Genomic DNA, 13,536 nt, shown 5'->3' with positions numbered 1-13,536 from the left:
CCCGTCGTCGCCTGGACCCAGGTCGCCCTCGGCCTCGCCGGGATCGTCGCGTTCGCCACCAGCACCACCGCGGGCGTCGCCATCGCCGGGGATGAGGACGCGAACGACCGACGCGACCTCGCGTGGGGGTTCAGGCCGGTAGCGGTTGGTCGTGAGGCGACCTCGTGTGGTGGGCCGGTGTGGAGCGATCGGTCGCGAGGCGACCTCGTGTGGTGGGCCCGTGTGGAGCGGTTGGTCGTGAGGCGACCTCGTGTGGTGGGCCGGTGTGGCACGATCAGCCCGTTCGAGTTCAAGGGGTGTAATCGTGCGCGTCCTGTCCGTTGACCTGGGCACTTCCAACACCGTCGCGGTGCTCGCGGCGCACGGCAGGCCGCCCCGGGTCGTGGAGGTCGACGGTTCGGCCACCATGCCGTCGGCCGTCTACTGCGAGGAGGACGGGACGCTGGTCGTCGGCCGGGACGCCGAGCGCCGCGCCCGCCTCGACCCGGCCCGCTTCGAGCCCAACCCCAAGCGCCGGGTGGACGACGGCGTGCTGCTCCTGGGCGACAACGTGGTCCCGGTCACCGACGCGCTGGCCGCCGTGCTGCGCCGCGTGCTGGAGGAGACCACCCGCCAGCTGGGCGGCGAGCCGCTGGACGAGGTCCGGCTCACCCACCCCGCCCAGTGGGGCGCGACCCGCCGCAACGTGCTGCTGTCCGCGGCCCGCCTGGCGGGCGTGACCGGCGAGGTCGTGCTGGTCCCCGAGCCGGTCGCGGCCGCCTCGCACTACGCGTCGCTGTCGGTGGGCCAGGCGCTGGCCGTGTACGACCTGGGCGCGGGCACGTTCGACGTGGCCATCGTCGGCGCGACCCAGAACGGCTTCACCGTGCTCGCCGAGGACGGCCTGCCGGACCTCGGCGGCCTGGACGTGGACCAGGCGCTGCTGGAGCACGTCGGCCGCCAGGTCTCGCACCGCGACCCGGCCGCCTGGCAGCGGCTGCTGCGCCCGGAGTCCACGGCCGACCGCCGTGCCCGCCGCACCCTCCAGGAGGACGTCCGGGCGGCCAAGGAGTCGCTGTCGCGGCACGCGCACACCGAGGTGCCGATGCCCGAGCCGTTCGAGGACGTGCTGGTCAACCGCTCCGACCTGGAGGCGCTGGTCCGGCCGAGCATGATGCGCAGCGTCGAGCTGCTGGAGGCCACGATCCGCGCCACCGGCATGGCGCCCAACCAGCTCGCGGGCATCTACCTGGTCGGCGGGTCCAGCCGCATCCCGCTGGTCGCCACGATGATCGCCGAGAAGGTGCGGATCGTGCCGACGAGCCTCGACCAGCCCGAGACGGCGGTCGCCCTGGGCGCGCACCACGTGCCCAAGAACGGCATCACGCCGCGGTCCCAGGAGCCCACCCGGCCCCGCGAGCCGGACACGGTGGTCACGAACCCGGTGACCCCGCACCAGCCCAACCCCGCGATCAGCGGCCCCTACCAGGTCAACCCGCACGCCAGCGGCCCGTACCAGGTGAACCCGCACGCCAGCGGGCCCTACCAGGTCTACCCCCAGACCGGGCCGCAGCAGTTCAACTTCCCGTCCGTCACCCCGCGCGCCCAGGCCGAGCCGAAGCGGAAGGAGCCCAACCGGACCGTGCTGCTGTCCGCGGCCGCCGCCGCGGTCCTCGTGCTCGCGGCGGTCGGCGGGTTCCTCCTGCTCGGCGGGTCGGACGTGCCCAGCGCGCAGGAGTGCAAGAGCGACACCCGGCAGGACGACAAGGGCTTCACCGAGTGCCTGCGCCTGCTCGCGGGCACGGTCCCGGACACCAGCACGTGCAAGGCGGGCGGCACGCCGGGCGTGGGCGGCGTGGACGGCATCAAGGGCAGCGTCGTCAGCTGCGCGGTGAAGGACGACTACTCGGTGCAGTACGTGCTCACCGAGACCGTCGTCGGCGCGCAGCACGGCGCGGAGGCGGTCGTGCGGTCGCTGAAGGCCGACATGGTCGAGGCGCGGTGGGCGGGCAACGGGCTCACCGGCAAGTACCGGGCCGCCGCCGACGGCGGGCTGGGGCTGCTCGTGTTCACCGCCGACGACCTGCCGCTGCTCGGCATCGTGACCAAGAGCGGCGGCGAGGAGCTGACCGCCGACCAGGTCGCGGACTTCTTCGAGGACGCGGTCCAGCCCGGCACCTGACCCGAACCCGGTCGGTGGCTGTTCCGGGCCGGCCGCCCCTGGCACAGTCAAGATCATGACCAGGGTCGACGTGGTGCAGCGCAGGGTCCTGCGAGTGCTGGCGGCGGCCCAGGTGCTCGGCGCGGCCGGCGTCACGATCGGCCTCGCGGTGAGCACGCTCGTCGCGGCCGTGCTCGCCGACTCCGACGCGGTCGGGGGCATGGCGCAGACCGCCGCGGTGCTCGGCGCGGCGCTGTTCGCGCTGCCCGCGGCACGGCTGGCGGCCCGCAGCGGACGCCGCCCGGCGCTCGTCCTCGGCTACGGCGCGGGCGCGGTGGGCGCGGCGGTGGCGGCGTGCGCCGTGGTGCTCGGCTCGTGGCAGGTGCTGCTGGCGGCGCTCGTCCTGTTCGGCGCGGCGTCCAGCGCGAACCTCGCCGCCCGGTACGCCGGCGCGGACCTCGCCCACCCGCACCGCAGGGCGCGCTCGGTGGCGCTGGTGGTGTGGGCGGCGACGATCGGCGCGGTGGCCGGGCCGAACCTGGCCGACCCGGCGGGCCGCGCCGCCGCACGGCTGGGGCTGCCCGTGGGCGCGGGCCCGTACCTGCTGTCCGCCGCGCTGTTCGGCCTGGCCGCGCTCGTCGTGCTGCGGTTCCTGCGACCCGACCCGTTGACGCTGGCCCGGTCCGCCTCCCCTCCCGGGCGCGGCGTCGGCGCCAAGCGCTCGGTGGCGGTGTGGCGGTCCCTGCCCGCGGCCGGGAAGCTCGCGCTGGGCGGCGTGGCGCTGTGCCACACCGCGATGGTCGGCCTGATGTCGATGACCCCGGTGCACATGGACCACGCGGGCTCGTCGCTGCGGGTCGTCGGCGTGGTGATCAGCCTGCACGTCGCCGCGATGTACGCGGCCAGCCCGCTGTTCGGGTGGATGGCCGACCGGCTGGGCCGGGTGCCGGTGCTGGCGATCGGCGCGGCGCTGGTGGTCGCCGCGTCCGGCATCGCGGGCATGGCCCCCTCGGACGACGCGCCGCAGCTGGCCGCCGGGCTCGCGCTGCTCGCGTTCGGCTGGTCCGCGGGCGTGGTGGCGGGGTCGGCGCTGCTCACCGAGTCGGTGGGGGTGGCGGACCGGCCGGCCGCGCAGGGCCTGTCCGACCTGTGCATGAACGTCGGCGGCGCGCTCGGCGGCGTCGCGGCGGGCGTGGTGGTGACCACCTGGTCCTACGCCGCGCTGGGCCTGGTCGTCGGGTTCACCGCGCTGCCGCTGCTGGTGACGTGCCTGTTCGCGTCGTTGCAGCGGGCGCGGTGATCAGCGCTTGCGGTGGTGCCAGAGCGCGCGCAGGCCCACGACGATCGCCGCGACGAGCCCGGCGATGATCGCGACCGTGGCGATCGGCGACGACATGCCCGTGGGGTCTTCCTGCAACAACAGCAGCACGGTTCGAGGTTAGCGCGCCGCCGCGGCGAACTCCCGCGCCCGGACCGTCCCGCCCGCCGTGCGCCGAACGGGACCCCGGGGCAGCGGCGGTGCGTCAGGGATCGCCGGTTCGACGACCACGTCGGCAGTTCGGCCCGGCGGGCGGCGCGCTAGCCTGGACCCGATGCGCATCACGATGTTCCGCAAGCGGATGGCGGAGGAGTTCGGCCAGGTCAGGGCCGAGATGGTGGCCAGGGACCACGTGCTGTCCGCCCTCGGCGGCCGGACGCCCGACCAGGCGTTGGAGGCGGGGCTGCCGACCAAGGAGATCTGGTTGGCCGTCTGCGACGCGTTCGACGTGCCGGAACAGCGCCGGTGACGGGGCGTGTCGGCCGGGTGGTCGAACACCTGTTCGGCTACACTGCCGCACACGACCGGGTGACAACACCCCGCGGGTGACCTGGTCCCCGCCGAAAAATGTCGGACCCCACCCGTAACGTCGGCCCCGACATCGCACCGCGACCCCAAGACACTCCGAGGTGGACTCCAGATGGCACCCCAGGCACCCGACCGGGACAAGGCACTCGAGCTGGCCCTGGCCCAGATCGACAAGCAGTTCGGCAAGGGCTCGGTCATGCGGCTCGGCGAGGAGGGCCGCGCCCCGATCGAGGTGATCCCCACCGGCGCGATCGCGCTCGACGTCGCGCTCGGCATCGGCGGCCTGCCCCGCGGCCGCGTGATCGAGATCTACGGCCCGGAGTCCTCCGGTAAGACCACGGTGGCGCTGCACTCCGTGGCCAACGCCCAGCGCAACGGCGGCATCGCGGCGTTCATCGACGCCGAGCACGCGCTCGACCCGGACTACGCGCGCAAGCTGGGCGTCGACACCGACGCGCTGCTGGTCTCGCAGCCCGACACGGGCGAGCAGGCGCTGGAGATCGCGGACATGCTGGTCCGCTCCGGCGCGCTCGACATCCTGGTCATCGACTCGGTGGCGGCCCTGGTGCCCCGCGCCGAGATCGAGGGCGAGATGGGCGACAACCACGTGGGTCTGCAGGCCCGCCTGATGAGCCAGGCGCTGCGCAAGATCACCGGTGCGCTCAGCGCGTCCAACACGACCGCGATCTTCATCAACCAGCTGCGCGAGAAGATCGGCGTGATGTTCGGCTCGCCCGAGACCACGACCGGTGGCAAGGCGCTGAAGTTCTACGCGTCGGTGCGGCTGGACGTGCGGCGCATCGAGACCCTGAAGGACGGCGGCGAGCCGGTCGGCAACCGCACCCGGGTCAAGGTCGTGAAGAACAAGGTGGCCCCGCCGTTCAAGCAGGCCGAGTTCGACATCCTCTACGGCGTGGGCATCAGCCGGGAGGGCTCGCTCATCGACATGGGCGTCGACCAGGGCATCCTGCGCAAGTCGGGCGCCTGGTACACCTACGAGGGCGACCAGCTCGGCCAGGGCAAGGAGAACGCGCGGAAGTTCCTGCGCGAGAACCCGGACGTGGCCAACGAGATCGAGAAGCGGATCAAGGACAAGCTGGGCATCGGCGCCACCCTCGACGCCGACGAGACCGCGCCGGCGCCGGTCGAGTTCTAAGCGGGCGTGGCAGGACGAGGTGGCCGTGGTCGCGGGGCGTCCCGCGACCCTTCGGCCGACGACACCGATCCGCGCCCGGTCGACCCGGCGAAGGAGCAGCGCCGGGCGACCGACATCTGCTACGCGCTGCTCACCGCGCGGGCCCGGACGCGGGTGGAGCTGAAGGACGCCCTGCTCCGCAAGGGCATCGGCGAGCAGACGGCCGAGCTGGTGCTGGCCAAGTTCGACCGGGCGGGCCTGATCGACGACGCCGCGTTCGCCGAGGTCTGGGTCCGTTCGCGGCACACCTACCAGGGCCTGGGCCGCCGTGCGCTGGCCCAGGAACTGCGCCGCAAGGGTGTGGCGGAGGAGGTGGCGGCCGAGGCCGTCGCGGCCGTGGACGACGAGGCCGAGGAACTGCGGGCCCGTGACCTGGTGCGCAAGAAGCTGCGCACCATGGCGGGCCTGGACGACACCACCAGGATCCGCCGCCTGGTGGCCGCCCTCGCCCGCAAGGGCTACTCGGAGGGCCTGGCCTACCGGGTGGTGCGCGACGAACTGCGCCACGCGGGCGAGGCCGCCGACGCCCTGGACGACCTGGCCCAGGACTGACCCCGGCCGCTGCTGACCTGGGCTGCGATCGACCTGGGCCGGGGACTGACCCGGGCCGCTGCGCCGGCCAGGCGGCACGGTGCCCCGCGCGCCGGGGAGCGCTGCCGGGTGACGCGCGAGGAGCCGGTTCGGCAGGGGATCCCGCCGCCCCGGTGGCTCTCGCCCGGAGTCGCGCGGCGAGGGCTCGGCCGGAGCCGCGAAGGGGAGCTTGGCTGGAAGTGGCGCGGTCGAACTCGGCCGGAGTGGCGCGGTGAGTGCCCAAGCGCCCCTCAGGGCAGCGGGCGGGTCAGCCGCCAGTACTGGCGCTTCTTCTCCTCCCGCACCACGACCCCGAGGCGGGCCAGCTCCTCCCGCAGCTCGTCCGCGTCGCCCTGGTCGCCCTTGCGCAACGCCTCCGCCCGCACCTTCAGCACGGCGTTCGCCCCGGGCGGGAGGTCGGGCGTTCCGTCGACCCAGCGCCGGTAGTCCTCCCGGTACGGGTCCGCGTCCAGCCACTGGTAGCCGTGCGTCTGGAACGCCTCGGCCAGCTCCTCCGGCTTGAGGTCGTGCGTCTCCCGCGCCAGCTCGCCGGTGTCCACGCCGAGCAGCACGAGCTTCTTGCCGTCCAGGAACACCCCGGACACCAGCGTCCGGTCGAAGCTGCGGTGCCTGCCGCCCCGCAGCAGCTCGACCCCTTCGTTGAACACCTCGACCACCAGCCGCTCGTGCGCGGCCACCCCGGCCACCACGAGCCCGAGCACCGCGCCCACGGCCACCGAACCGATCGTCGCCCACGGCTCGGGGATCGACGCCACCAGCCGGAACGGCCCCTGCATCGGAGCCCACCGCAGGTCGGCCACCCACCCGGCGATCGACTTCAGACCCCACACCGCGAGCGCACCCAGCACCGGGAACCCCACGGACACCAGGGCGACCTGCCCGCGCGGCTCGGCGACCACCGTGGTTCGTCGCGCGTCCATCCCCCACTACCTCCCCAGAAGTGAGCACCCAACCTATCGCCGCGCGCCCGAGGGGCGTGGATAGGGGCGTGCGCACCCGGAGGGACGCGGAAGAGGGCGGCGGTGTGCACCCCGGAGAGGTGCGGTGTCGTGGATGGAGCTGTGCGCCCTAAGGGAGCAGGGGCAGGGTCAGAGCGCCGAGGCGGCCCGTGCCAGCTCCTCGATCCGACCCCAGTCGCCCGAGGCCAGCGCGTCCTTGGGCGCGAGCCACGACCCGCCCACGCACCCCACGTTGGGCAGCGCCAGGTAGTGGGGCGCGGTCGCCGGGGTGATGCCGCCGGTCGGGCAGAACCGCAGGCCGGGCAGCGGCCCGCCGATGGACTTGAGGTAGTCCACCCCGCCCGCGGCCTCGGCCGGGAAGAACTTCAACGAGGTCAGCCCGCGCTCGGCCAGCCGCATGGCCTCCGACACGGTCGCCGCGCCGGGCAGGAACGGCAGGCCCGTGTCCTCGGCCGCGTTCAGCACCCGGTCGGTCGACCCCGGCGTGACGAGGAACGCCGCACCGGCCTTGGCGGCCTGCTCGGCGTGCTCCGGCGCGGTCACGGTGCCCGCGCCGATCACGATGCCCGGCACCTCCGCCGCCACCCGCTCGATCGCGGCCAGCGCGGCCGGCGTGCGCAGGGTCAGCTCGATCACCCGCACACCGCCGCGCAGCAACGCCTCCGCCAGCGGCACGGCGTGCTCGGCGTCGTCCACGACGACGACCGGGATGACGGGCGACAGCGCCAACAGGTCCGCCGCCGTCGCATGGGCCGGGGTCGTGGTCACCGGGACACCTCCTGGTTGAACTGGCCTTCGAAGTGCGAGGCCGCGATCGGTCCGAACACGCTCGCGCCCCGGTCGGCGGGCCCGACCGCCCGGCGCAGCGCGGCGAACAGCTCCCGGCCCGTGCCGGTCCACGCCTGCGCGTCCGGCGGGAAGTCCACCAGATCGCGCGCCGCCAGCTCCGCCGGGTCGACGAACACCTCCAGCGTGCCGGTCTCGGCGTCCAGCCGCAGCACGTCGCCGTCGCGCACGCGGGCCAGCGGGCCGCCCACCGCCGCCTCCGGCGTGACCTGGATCGCGGCCGGGATCTTGCCCGACGCGCCGGACATCCGGCCGTCGGTGACCAGGGCGACCTTGAAGCCCCGGTCCATGAGCACGCCCAGCGCGGGCGTGAGCTTGTGCAGCTCGGGCATGCCGTTGGCCTGGGGACCCTGCTGCCGCACCACCACGACCACGTCCCGCTCCAGCTCGCCCGCCCGGAACGCGGCGCTGAACGCCTCCTGCGAGGTGAACACCCGCGCGGGGGCCTCGACCACCCGGTTCTCCGGCTTGACCGCCGACACCTTGATCACCGCGCGGCCCAGGTTGCCCGACAGCATGCGCAGGCCGCCGTCGGGCGCGAACGGGTCGGACGCGGGCCGCAGCACGTCGGTGTCCAGCGAGTGCGGCGGGCCCGGCCGCCACTGCAGCACGCCCTCGACCAGCACCGGCTCCTGCCGGTAGCGGTCGAGCCCGTCGCCCGCCACGGTCTTCACGTCGGCGTGCAGCAGGCCCGCGTCCAGCAGCGTCGAGACCAGGAACGACACGCCGCCCGCGGCCTGGAAGTGGTTGATGTCGGCCGAGCCGTTCGGGTAGACGCGGGCCAGCAGCGGCACCACCGACGACAGCTCGGCGAAGTCGTCCCAGCCCAGCTCGATGCCGGCGGCCGACGCGATGGCGACCAGGTGCATGGTGTGGTTGGTCGAGCCGCCGGTGGCCAGCAGCGCGATCACGCCGTTGACCACGGACTTCACGTCCACCACGTGCCCGACCGGCGTGTACTCCCCGCCGCGGCTGATCTCCACCGCCCGCCGCGCGGCCTCCTCGGTCAGCGCCTTGCGCAGCTTGGTGCCCGGCGGCACGAAGCTCGCGCCCGGCAGGTGCAGGCCCATGACCTCGACCACGAGCTGGTTCGAGTTGGCCGTGCCGTAGAACGTGCAGGTCCCGGGGCTGTGGTAGGACTGAGCCTCGGCCTCCAGCAGGTCCTCGCGGGTCGCCTTGTTCTCCGCGAACAGCTGCCGCACCCGCGCCTTCTCCGAGTTCGGCAGCCCGGAGTGCATCGGGCCCGCGGGCACCAGGATCGCGGGCAGGTGGCCGAACGCCAGCGCGCCGATCAGCAGGCCGGGGACGATCTTGTCGCACACGCCGAGCAGCAGCGCCGCGTCGAACATCTCGTGCGCCAGCGCGACGCCGGTGGCCATGGCGATGACCTCCCGGCTGAACAGCGACAGCTCCATGCCCGCGCGGCCCTGGGTGATGCCGTCGCACATCGCCGGCACGCCGCCCGCGAACTGCGCCACGCCGCCGACGGCCCGCGCCGCCTCCTTGATCCACGCCGGGTACTCGTGCATGGGCTGGTGGGCCGACAGCATGTCGTTGTAGGCGGACACGATCGCCACGTTCGGGCGGCGCAGTGCCCGGAGGAGGTCCTTGTCACCGCCCGTGATCCCGGCGAAGCCGTGCGCCAGGTTGCTGCACGCCAGGTCGCGGCGGGCGGGCCCCTCGCGGTGGGCCTGGGCGACTCGTTCCAGGTAGGCGGCCCGACCGGCGGCGCTGCGGGCGGCGATGCGAGCCGTCACTTCGGCGACGACGGGATGCACGCTCATGGTTCGCTGTCTCCCGGTGATGATCACGGGCCGTGGTGGGCCCGGTGGGACGACAGCGCTGGCGTCGCACGGACGGACGTGACAGCAAGCACACTATGTCACGACACATGATCGTGACAAAAACGATTCAGATCCTGAGACGCGACTCGACCACTTGTGGTTCTTGTCACAGCGGCTTCCACTTGGCAGAGTCGGCACACGGACCGACCCGAGGGAGGTGCTGACCATGACGTCCTCCGAGATCGTGGAGCTGCGCCGGGCACTGGGCCAACTCCGCCACTGCGTGGGTGGGCTGCGCGCGCGGTACGGCGACGTGGCCGCGGTGCAGAGGCTGGCCAACGACGTCGAACGCCTGGACATCGACGCGACCGAGCTGCTGGACCTGGACCGCACGCCCCGTCAGCGCGAAGCGCCCCGGGTCGAACGCGAGGTCGTCGTCGTGCCCGACACGCCGTACGACCCCGGGCTGTGGCACGACGCCGACGACGAAGGGCTCGGCGGCTACCGCAGCCACCGAACCTGACCCGACCCGGAGACGGCCCCCGCGTGCGAACGCGGGGGCCGCTCCCGTTTCAGGCCCGGTTGTGTGTTCCAAACCACATTGTGTCCCGCACCACAACGACGTGGAACGAGGTGAGGTATGAGGGCGCAGATCGCCCAGCGCACGTTGCGCACGGACCGGTGGTGGCTGCCGCCGCTGGCGACGTTCGCGGGCCTGCTCCTGATTTCGATCTACGCGGCCGTGCGGACCTTCATGGGCGACTACTACTGGGTCGACGAGTACCGGTACCTGACGCCCATGTACTCGCCGTGCCTGACCGAGGAGTGCCTGCCGAACGCGGCGCACTTCGGCCGCCTGCTGCCGGAGCTGCCGGGGTTCCTCACCCCGCCGGTGATCATCATCCCGTTCCTGCTCGGGTTCCGCGTGACCTGCTACTACTACCGCAAGGCGTACTACCGGGCGGCGTGGATGTCCCCGCCCGCGTGCGCGGTGGCCGAGCCGCACGGCAAGTACACCGGCGAGACCCGCTTCCCGCTGGTCGCGCAGAACCTGCACCGCTACTTCTTCTACGCCGCGTCGCTCCTGCTGCTGGTCAACATCTACGACGCGTTCTTCGCGTTCAGCACCGGCATCGGCCTGGGCAACATCGTGCTGCTGGTGAACGTGTCGCTGCTGGCGGCGTACACGCTGTCCTGCCACTCGTGCCGCCACATCGCGGGCGGGCGGTTGAAGCACTTCTCCAAGCACCCGGTCCGGTACTGGGCGTGGACGCAGATCTCCAAGCTCAACGCCCGGCACATGCAGCTCGCGTGGGCCTCGCTCATCTTCGTCTGCGTCACGGACCTCTACGTCGCGCTGGTCGCCTCCGGGACGATCTCCGACCTCCGATTCGTCAACTGAGGAGTGGTTTTGCCCGAGCTGGAACGGCATTCGTTCGACGTGCTCGTGATCGGTGCCGGCGGTGCGGGGTTGCGCGCCGCGATCGAGGCCAGGGAACACGGGATGCGCACGGCGGTGCTGTGCAAGTCGTTGTTCGGCAAGGCGCACACGGTGATGGCCGAGGGCGGCATCGCGGCGGCCATGGGGAACGTCAACTCGAACGACAACTGGCAGGTGCACTTCCGGGACACCATGCGGGGCGGGAAGTTCCTCAACAACTGGCGGATGGCCGAGCTGCACGCCAAGGAGGCGCCCGACCGGGTGTGGGAGCTGGAGACCTACGGGGCGTTGTTCGACCGCACCAAGGACGGTCGGATCAGCCAGCGCAACTTCGGCGGGCACGAGTACCCCCGGTTGGCGCACGTGGGCGACCGCACGGGGCTGGAGCTGATCCGCAGCCTCCAGCAGAAGGTGGTGTCGCTCCAGCAGGACGACCACGCCGAGACCGGCGACTACGAGTCGCGGCTCAAGGTGTTCGCCGAGTTCACCGTCACCGACCTGGTCCTCGACGGCGGCAGGATCGCGGGCGCGTTCGGCTACTGGCGCGAGTCGGGCCGGTTCGTGCTGTTCGAGGCGCCCGCGGTGGTGCTCGCCACCGGCGGCATCGGCAAGTCGTTCAAGGTCACGTCGAACTCGTGGGAGTACACCGGCGACGGCCACGCGCTGGCCCTGCGCGCGGGCGCGTCCCTGATCAACATGGAGTTCATCCAGTTCCACCCGACCGGCATGGTCTGGCCACCGTCGGTGAAGGGGATCCTGGTCACCGAGTCGGTCCGCGGCGACGGCGGCGTGCTGCGCAACTCCGACGGCAAGCGGTTCATGTTCGACTACATCCCCGAGGTGTTCAAGGACAAGTACGCCGACAACGAGGCCGAGGCCGACCGCTGGTACACCGACCCCGGCAACAACCGCCGGCCACCGGAGCTGCTGCCGCGCGACGAGGTGGCCCGCGCGATCAACTCCGAGGTGAAGGCGGGCCGCGGCTCCGAGCACGGCGGCGTGTTCCTGGACGTGTCCACCCGGCTGCCCGCCGAGGAGATCATGCGGCGGCTGCCGTCGATGCACCACCAGTTCAAGGAGCTGGCCGACGTCGACATCACGGCGCAGCCGATGGAGGTCGGGCCGACCTGCCACTACGTCATGGGCGGCGTGCAGGTGGACCCCGACACGGGCGCGTCGTCGGTGCCGGGGCTGTTCGCGGCGGGCGAGGTGTCCGGCGGGATGCACGGCTCCAACCGGCTGGGCGGCAACTCGCTGTCCGACCTGCTGGTGTTCGGCCGCCGGGCGGGCGCGGGCGCGTCGGACTACGTGTCCGGCCTCGACTCCCGGCCGGTGTGCACGGACGAGGCCGTGGCCGAGGCCGAGCGGACCGCCCTCGCGCCGTTCTCCGGCGACGGCGGCGAGAACCCGTACACGCTGCATATGGAGTTGCAGCAGTCGATGAACGACCTGGTCGGCATCATCCGCCGGGCCGACGAGATGGCGCAGGCGATCGAGCGGCTGGAGGAGCTGAAGCAGCGGGCCGCGACCGTGGTGGTCGAGGGGCACCGGCAGTTCAACCCCGGCTGGCACCTCGCGCTCGACCTGCGCAACATGCTGCTGGTCAGCGAGTGCGTGGCGCGGGCCGCGTCGCTGCGCACCGAGAGCCGCGGCGGCCACACGCGCGACGACTACCCGGGCATGGACGCCGATTGGCGGCGCAAGCTGCTGGTCTGCACGCTGTCCGGCTCGTCGGTCGAGGTGGTGGAGGAGCCGCAGGTGCCGATCCGGCCGGACCTGCTGGCGCTGTTCGAGCAGAGCGAGTTGCAGAAGTACCTGACCGCCGACGAGCTGGAGGGCTGACATGGGGTACCAGGGGCACTTCCGGGTGTGGCGCGGCTCCGACGAGGGCGGCGGGCTGGAGGACTTCACCGTCGAGGTCAACGAGGGCGAGGTCGTGCTCGACGTGATCCACCGGCTCCAGGCGACCCAGACGCCGGACCTCGCCGTGCGGTGGAACTGCAAGGCGGGCAAGTGCGGGTCGTGCTCGGCGGAGATCAACGGCAAGCCGAGGCTGCTGTGCATGACGCGGATGTCGGTGTTCGCGGAGGACGAGACGGTGACCGTGACGCCGATGCGCACGTTCCCGGTGATCCGCGACCTCGTCACCGACGTCTCGTACAACTACCGCAAGGCGCGGGAGATCCCCGCCTTCAAGCCGCCGGCGGGCGTCGCGCCGGGGGAGTACCGGATGCAGCAGGTCGACGTGGAGCGCTCGCAGGAGTTCCGCAAGTGCATCGAGTGCTTCCTGTGCAACAACACCTGCCACGTCATCCGCGACCACGAGGAGAACAAGGAGTCGTTCGCCGGGCCGCGGTTCCTGATGCGGGTGGCGGAGCTGGAGATGCACCCGCTCGACGAGGCGGACCGGGTGCGGGAGGCGCAGTCGACGCACGGCCTGGGGCTGTGCAACATCACCAAGTGCTGCACCGAGGTGTGCCCCGAGCACATCAAGATCACCGACAACGCGCTGATCCCGATGAAGGAACGCGTGGCGGACCGGCGTTACGACCCGATCGTCTGGCTGGGCAACAAGCTGTTCCGCAACAAGTCCTGACCTGCCCCCCCGCCGCGTCGCACCCCGGTGGCGCGGCGCGGGGCCGGCTCGGCGCGGGTCTGGCGGAGGTAGGCCGATCCCTACAACGTCCCGCCCGCCCTCGTCACCGCGACATCGTGGGCGTGGACCACGCGCCGG

14 protein-coding genes are annotated in these 13,536 nt (G+C 72.6%); 10 read left to right on the top strand and 4 right to left on the bottom strand.

Annotation, left to right across the window (positions count from 1 at the left end; genetic code table 11):
• The 3 genes from ACWEFJ_RS37020 to ACWEFJ_RS37010 all read left to right on the top strand — a co-directional run.
• The coding region (locus ACWEFJ_RS37020; protein WP_449716626.1) for a hypothetical protein at positions 1–324 on the top strand (324 nt) is incomplete at its 5' end.
• Entirely contained in the window at positions 305–2,161 is a 1,857-nt protein-coding gene (locus tag ACWEFJ_RS37015; RefSeq protein WP_449716625.1) for an Hsp70 family protein, read from the top strand. The genes ACWEFJ_RS37020 and ACWEFJ_RS37015, both read left to right, overlap by 20 nt.
• 55 nt (positions 2,162–2,216) lie before the next feature.
• Complete coding sequence (locus ACWEFJ_RS37010) at positions 2,217–3,440, top strand: MFS transporter (protein WP_378090721.1); 1,224 nt, start codon at positions 2,217–2,219, stop codon at positions 3,438–3,440.
• On the opposite strand, the gene ACWEFJ_RS37005 is transcribed toward ACWEFJ_RS37010, so the two are convergent.
• Positions 3,441–3,569 (bottom strand): hypothetical protein, encoded by a 129-nt coding sequence (locus ACWEFJ_RS37005; RefSeq protein WP_378090722.1) that lies wholly within the window; start codon positions 3,567–3,569, stop codon positions 3,441–3,443.
• A gap of 163 nt (positions 3,570–3,732) precedes the next feature.
• On the opposite strand from ACWEFJ_RS37005, the gene ACWEFJ_RS37000 reads away from it, so the two are divergent.
• The 3 genes from ACWEFJ_RS37000 (at position 3,733) to ACWEFJ_RS36990 (ending at position 5,733) form a co-directional block, all read left to right on the top strand.
• A complete protein-coding gene (locus ACWEFJ_RS37000) occupies positions 3,733–3,927 on the top strand; it encodes a DUF3046 domain-containing protein (RefSeq protein ID WP_378090723.1) in 195 nt (64 codons plus the stop codon).
• Positions 3,928–4,098: 171 nt separating this feature from the next.
• Positions 4,099–5,142: a recombinase RecA gene (gene recA / locus ACWEFJ_RS36995; RefSeq protein WP_378090724.1), complete on the top strand. Its 1,044-nt coding sequence runs from the start codon at positions 4,099–4,101 to the stop codon at positions 5,140–5,142.
• Between the two features lie 6 nt (positions 5,143–5,148).
• Entirely contained in the window at positions 5,149–5,733 is a 585-nt protein-coding gene (locus ACWEFJ_RS36990) for a regulatory protein RecX (protein ID WP_449716624.1), read from the top strand.
• A gap of 269 nt (positions 5,734–6,002) precedes the next feature.
• Here the strand turns inward: ACWEFJ_RS36990 and ACWEFJ_RS36985 are convergent, their stop codons facing one another.
• The 3 genes from ACWEFJ_RS36985 to edd all read right to left on the bottom strand — a co-directional run bounded on the left by ACWEFJ_RS36985 (position 6,003) and on the right by edd (position 9,361).
• The gene (locus ACWEFJ_RS36985) at positions 6,003–6,692 is read right to left on the bottom strand and encodes a YqeB family protein (RefSeq protein WP_449716623.1); all 690 of its coding nucleotides are present in this window, start codon (positions 6,690–6,692) and stop codon (positions 6,003–6,005) included.
• A gap of 168 nt (positions 6,693–6,860) precedes the next feature.
• The gene (eda, locus tag ACWEFJ_RS36980; RefSeq protein ID WP_449716622.1) at positions 6,861–7,499 is read right to left on the bottom strand and encodes a bifunctional 4-hydroxy-2-oxoglutarate aldolase/2-dehydro-3-deoxy-phosphogluconate aldolase; all 639 of its coding nucleotides are present in this window, start codon (positions 7,497–7,499) and stop codon (positions 6,861–6,863) included.
• Positions 7,496–9,361, bottom strand: a complete 1,866-nt coding sequence (gene edd / locus ACWEFJ_RS36975; RefSeq protein ID WP_449716621.1) for a phosphogluconate dehydratase — start codon at positions 9,359–9,361, stop codon at positions 7,496–7,498. Before edd ends, eda begins: the two co-directional genes overlap by 4 nt.
• 226 nt (positions 9,362–9,587) lie before the next feature.
• Between edd and ACWEFJ_RS36970 the strand changes: the two genes are divergently transcribed.
• From ACWEFJ_RS36970 to ACWEFJ_RS36955, 4 genes are all read left to right on the top strand, one after another.
• Entirely contained in the window at positions 9,588–9,884 is a 297-nt protein-coding gene (locus tag ACWEFJ_RS36970) for a hypothetical protein (RefSeq protein WP_378090729.1), read from the top strand.
• 117 nt (positions 9,885–10,001) lie between these two features.
• Entirely contained in the window at positions 10,002–10,763 is a 762-nt protein-coding gene (locus tag ACWEFJ_RS36965; RefSeq protein WP_378090730.1) for a hypothetical protein, read from the top strand.
• 9 nt (positions 10,764–10,772) lie between these two features.
• Positions 10,773–12,644 carry a fumarate reductase/succinate dehydrogenase flavoprotein subunit gene (locus ACWEFJ_RS36960; RefSeq protein WP_449716620.1) on the top strand — a complete coding sequence of 624 codons (1,872 nt, stop codon included), beginning with the start codon at positions 10,773–10,775 and terminating at the stop codon, positions 12,642–12,644.
• A 1-nt stretch (position 12,645) separates the two neighbouring features.
• Positions 12,646–13,398, top strand: coding sequence for a succinate dehydrogenase/fumarate reductase iron-sulfur subunit (locus ACWEFJ_RS36955; protein WP_378090732.1), 753 nt, complete (start codon positions 12,646–12,648; stop codon positions 13,396–13,398).
• Positions 13,399–13,536: the final 138 nt, after the last annotated feature.

It is taken from the genome of Actinosynnema sp. NPDC004786, assembly GCF_053601135.1.
Note: the sequence above shows the minus strand (reverse complement) of the source record. Positions and strands in the feature narration are given on the sequence as shown.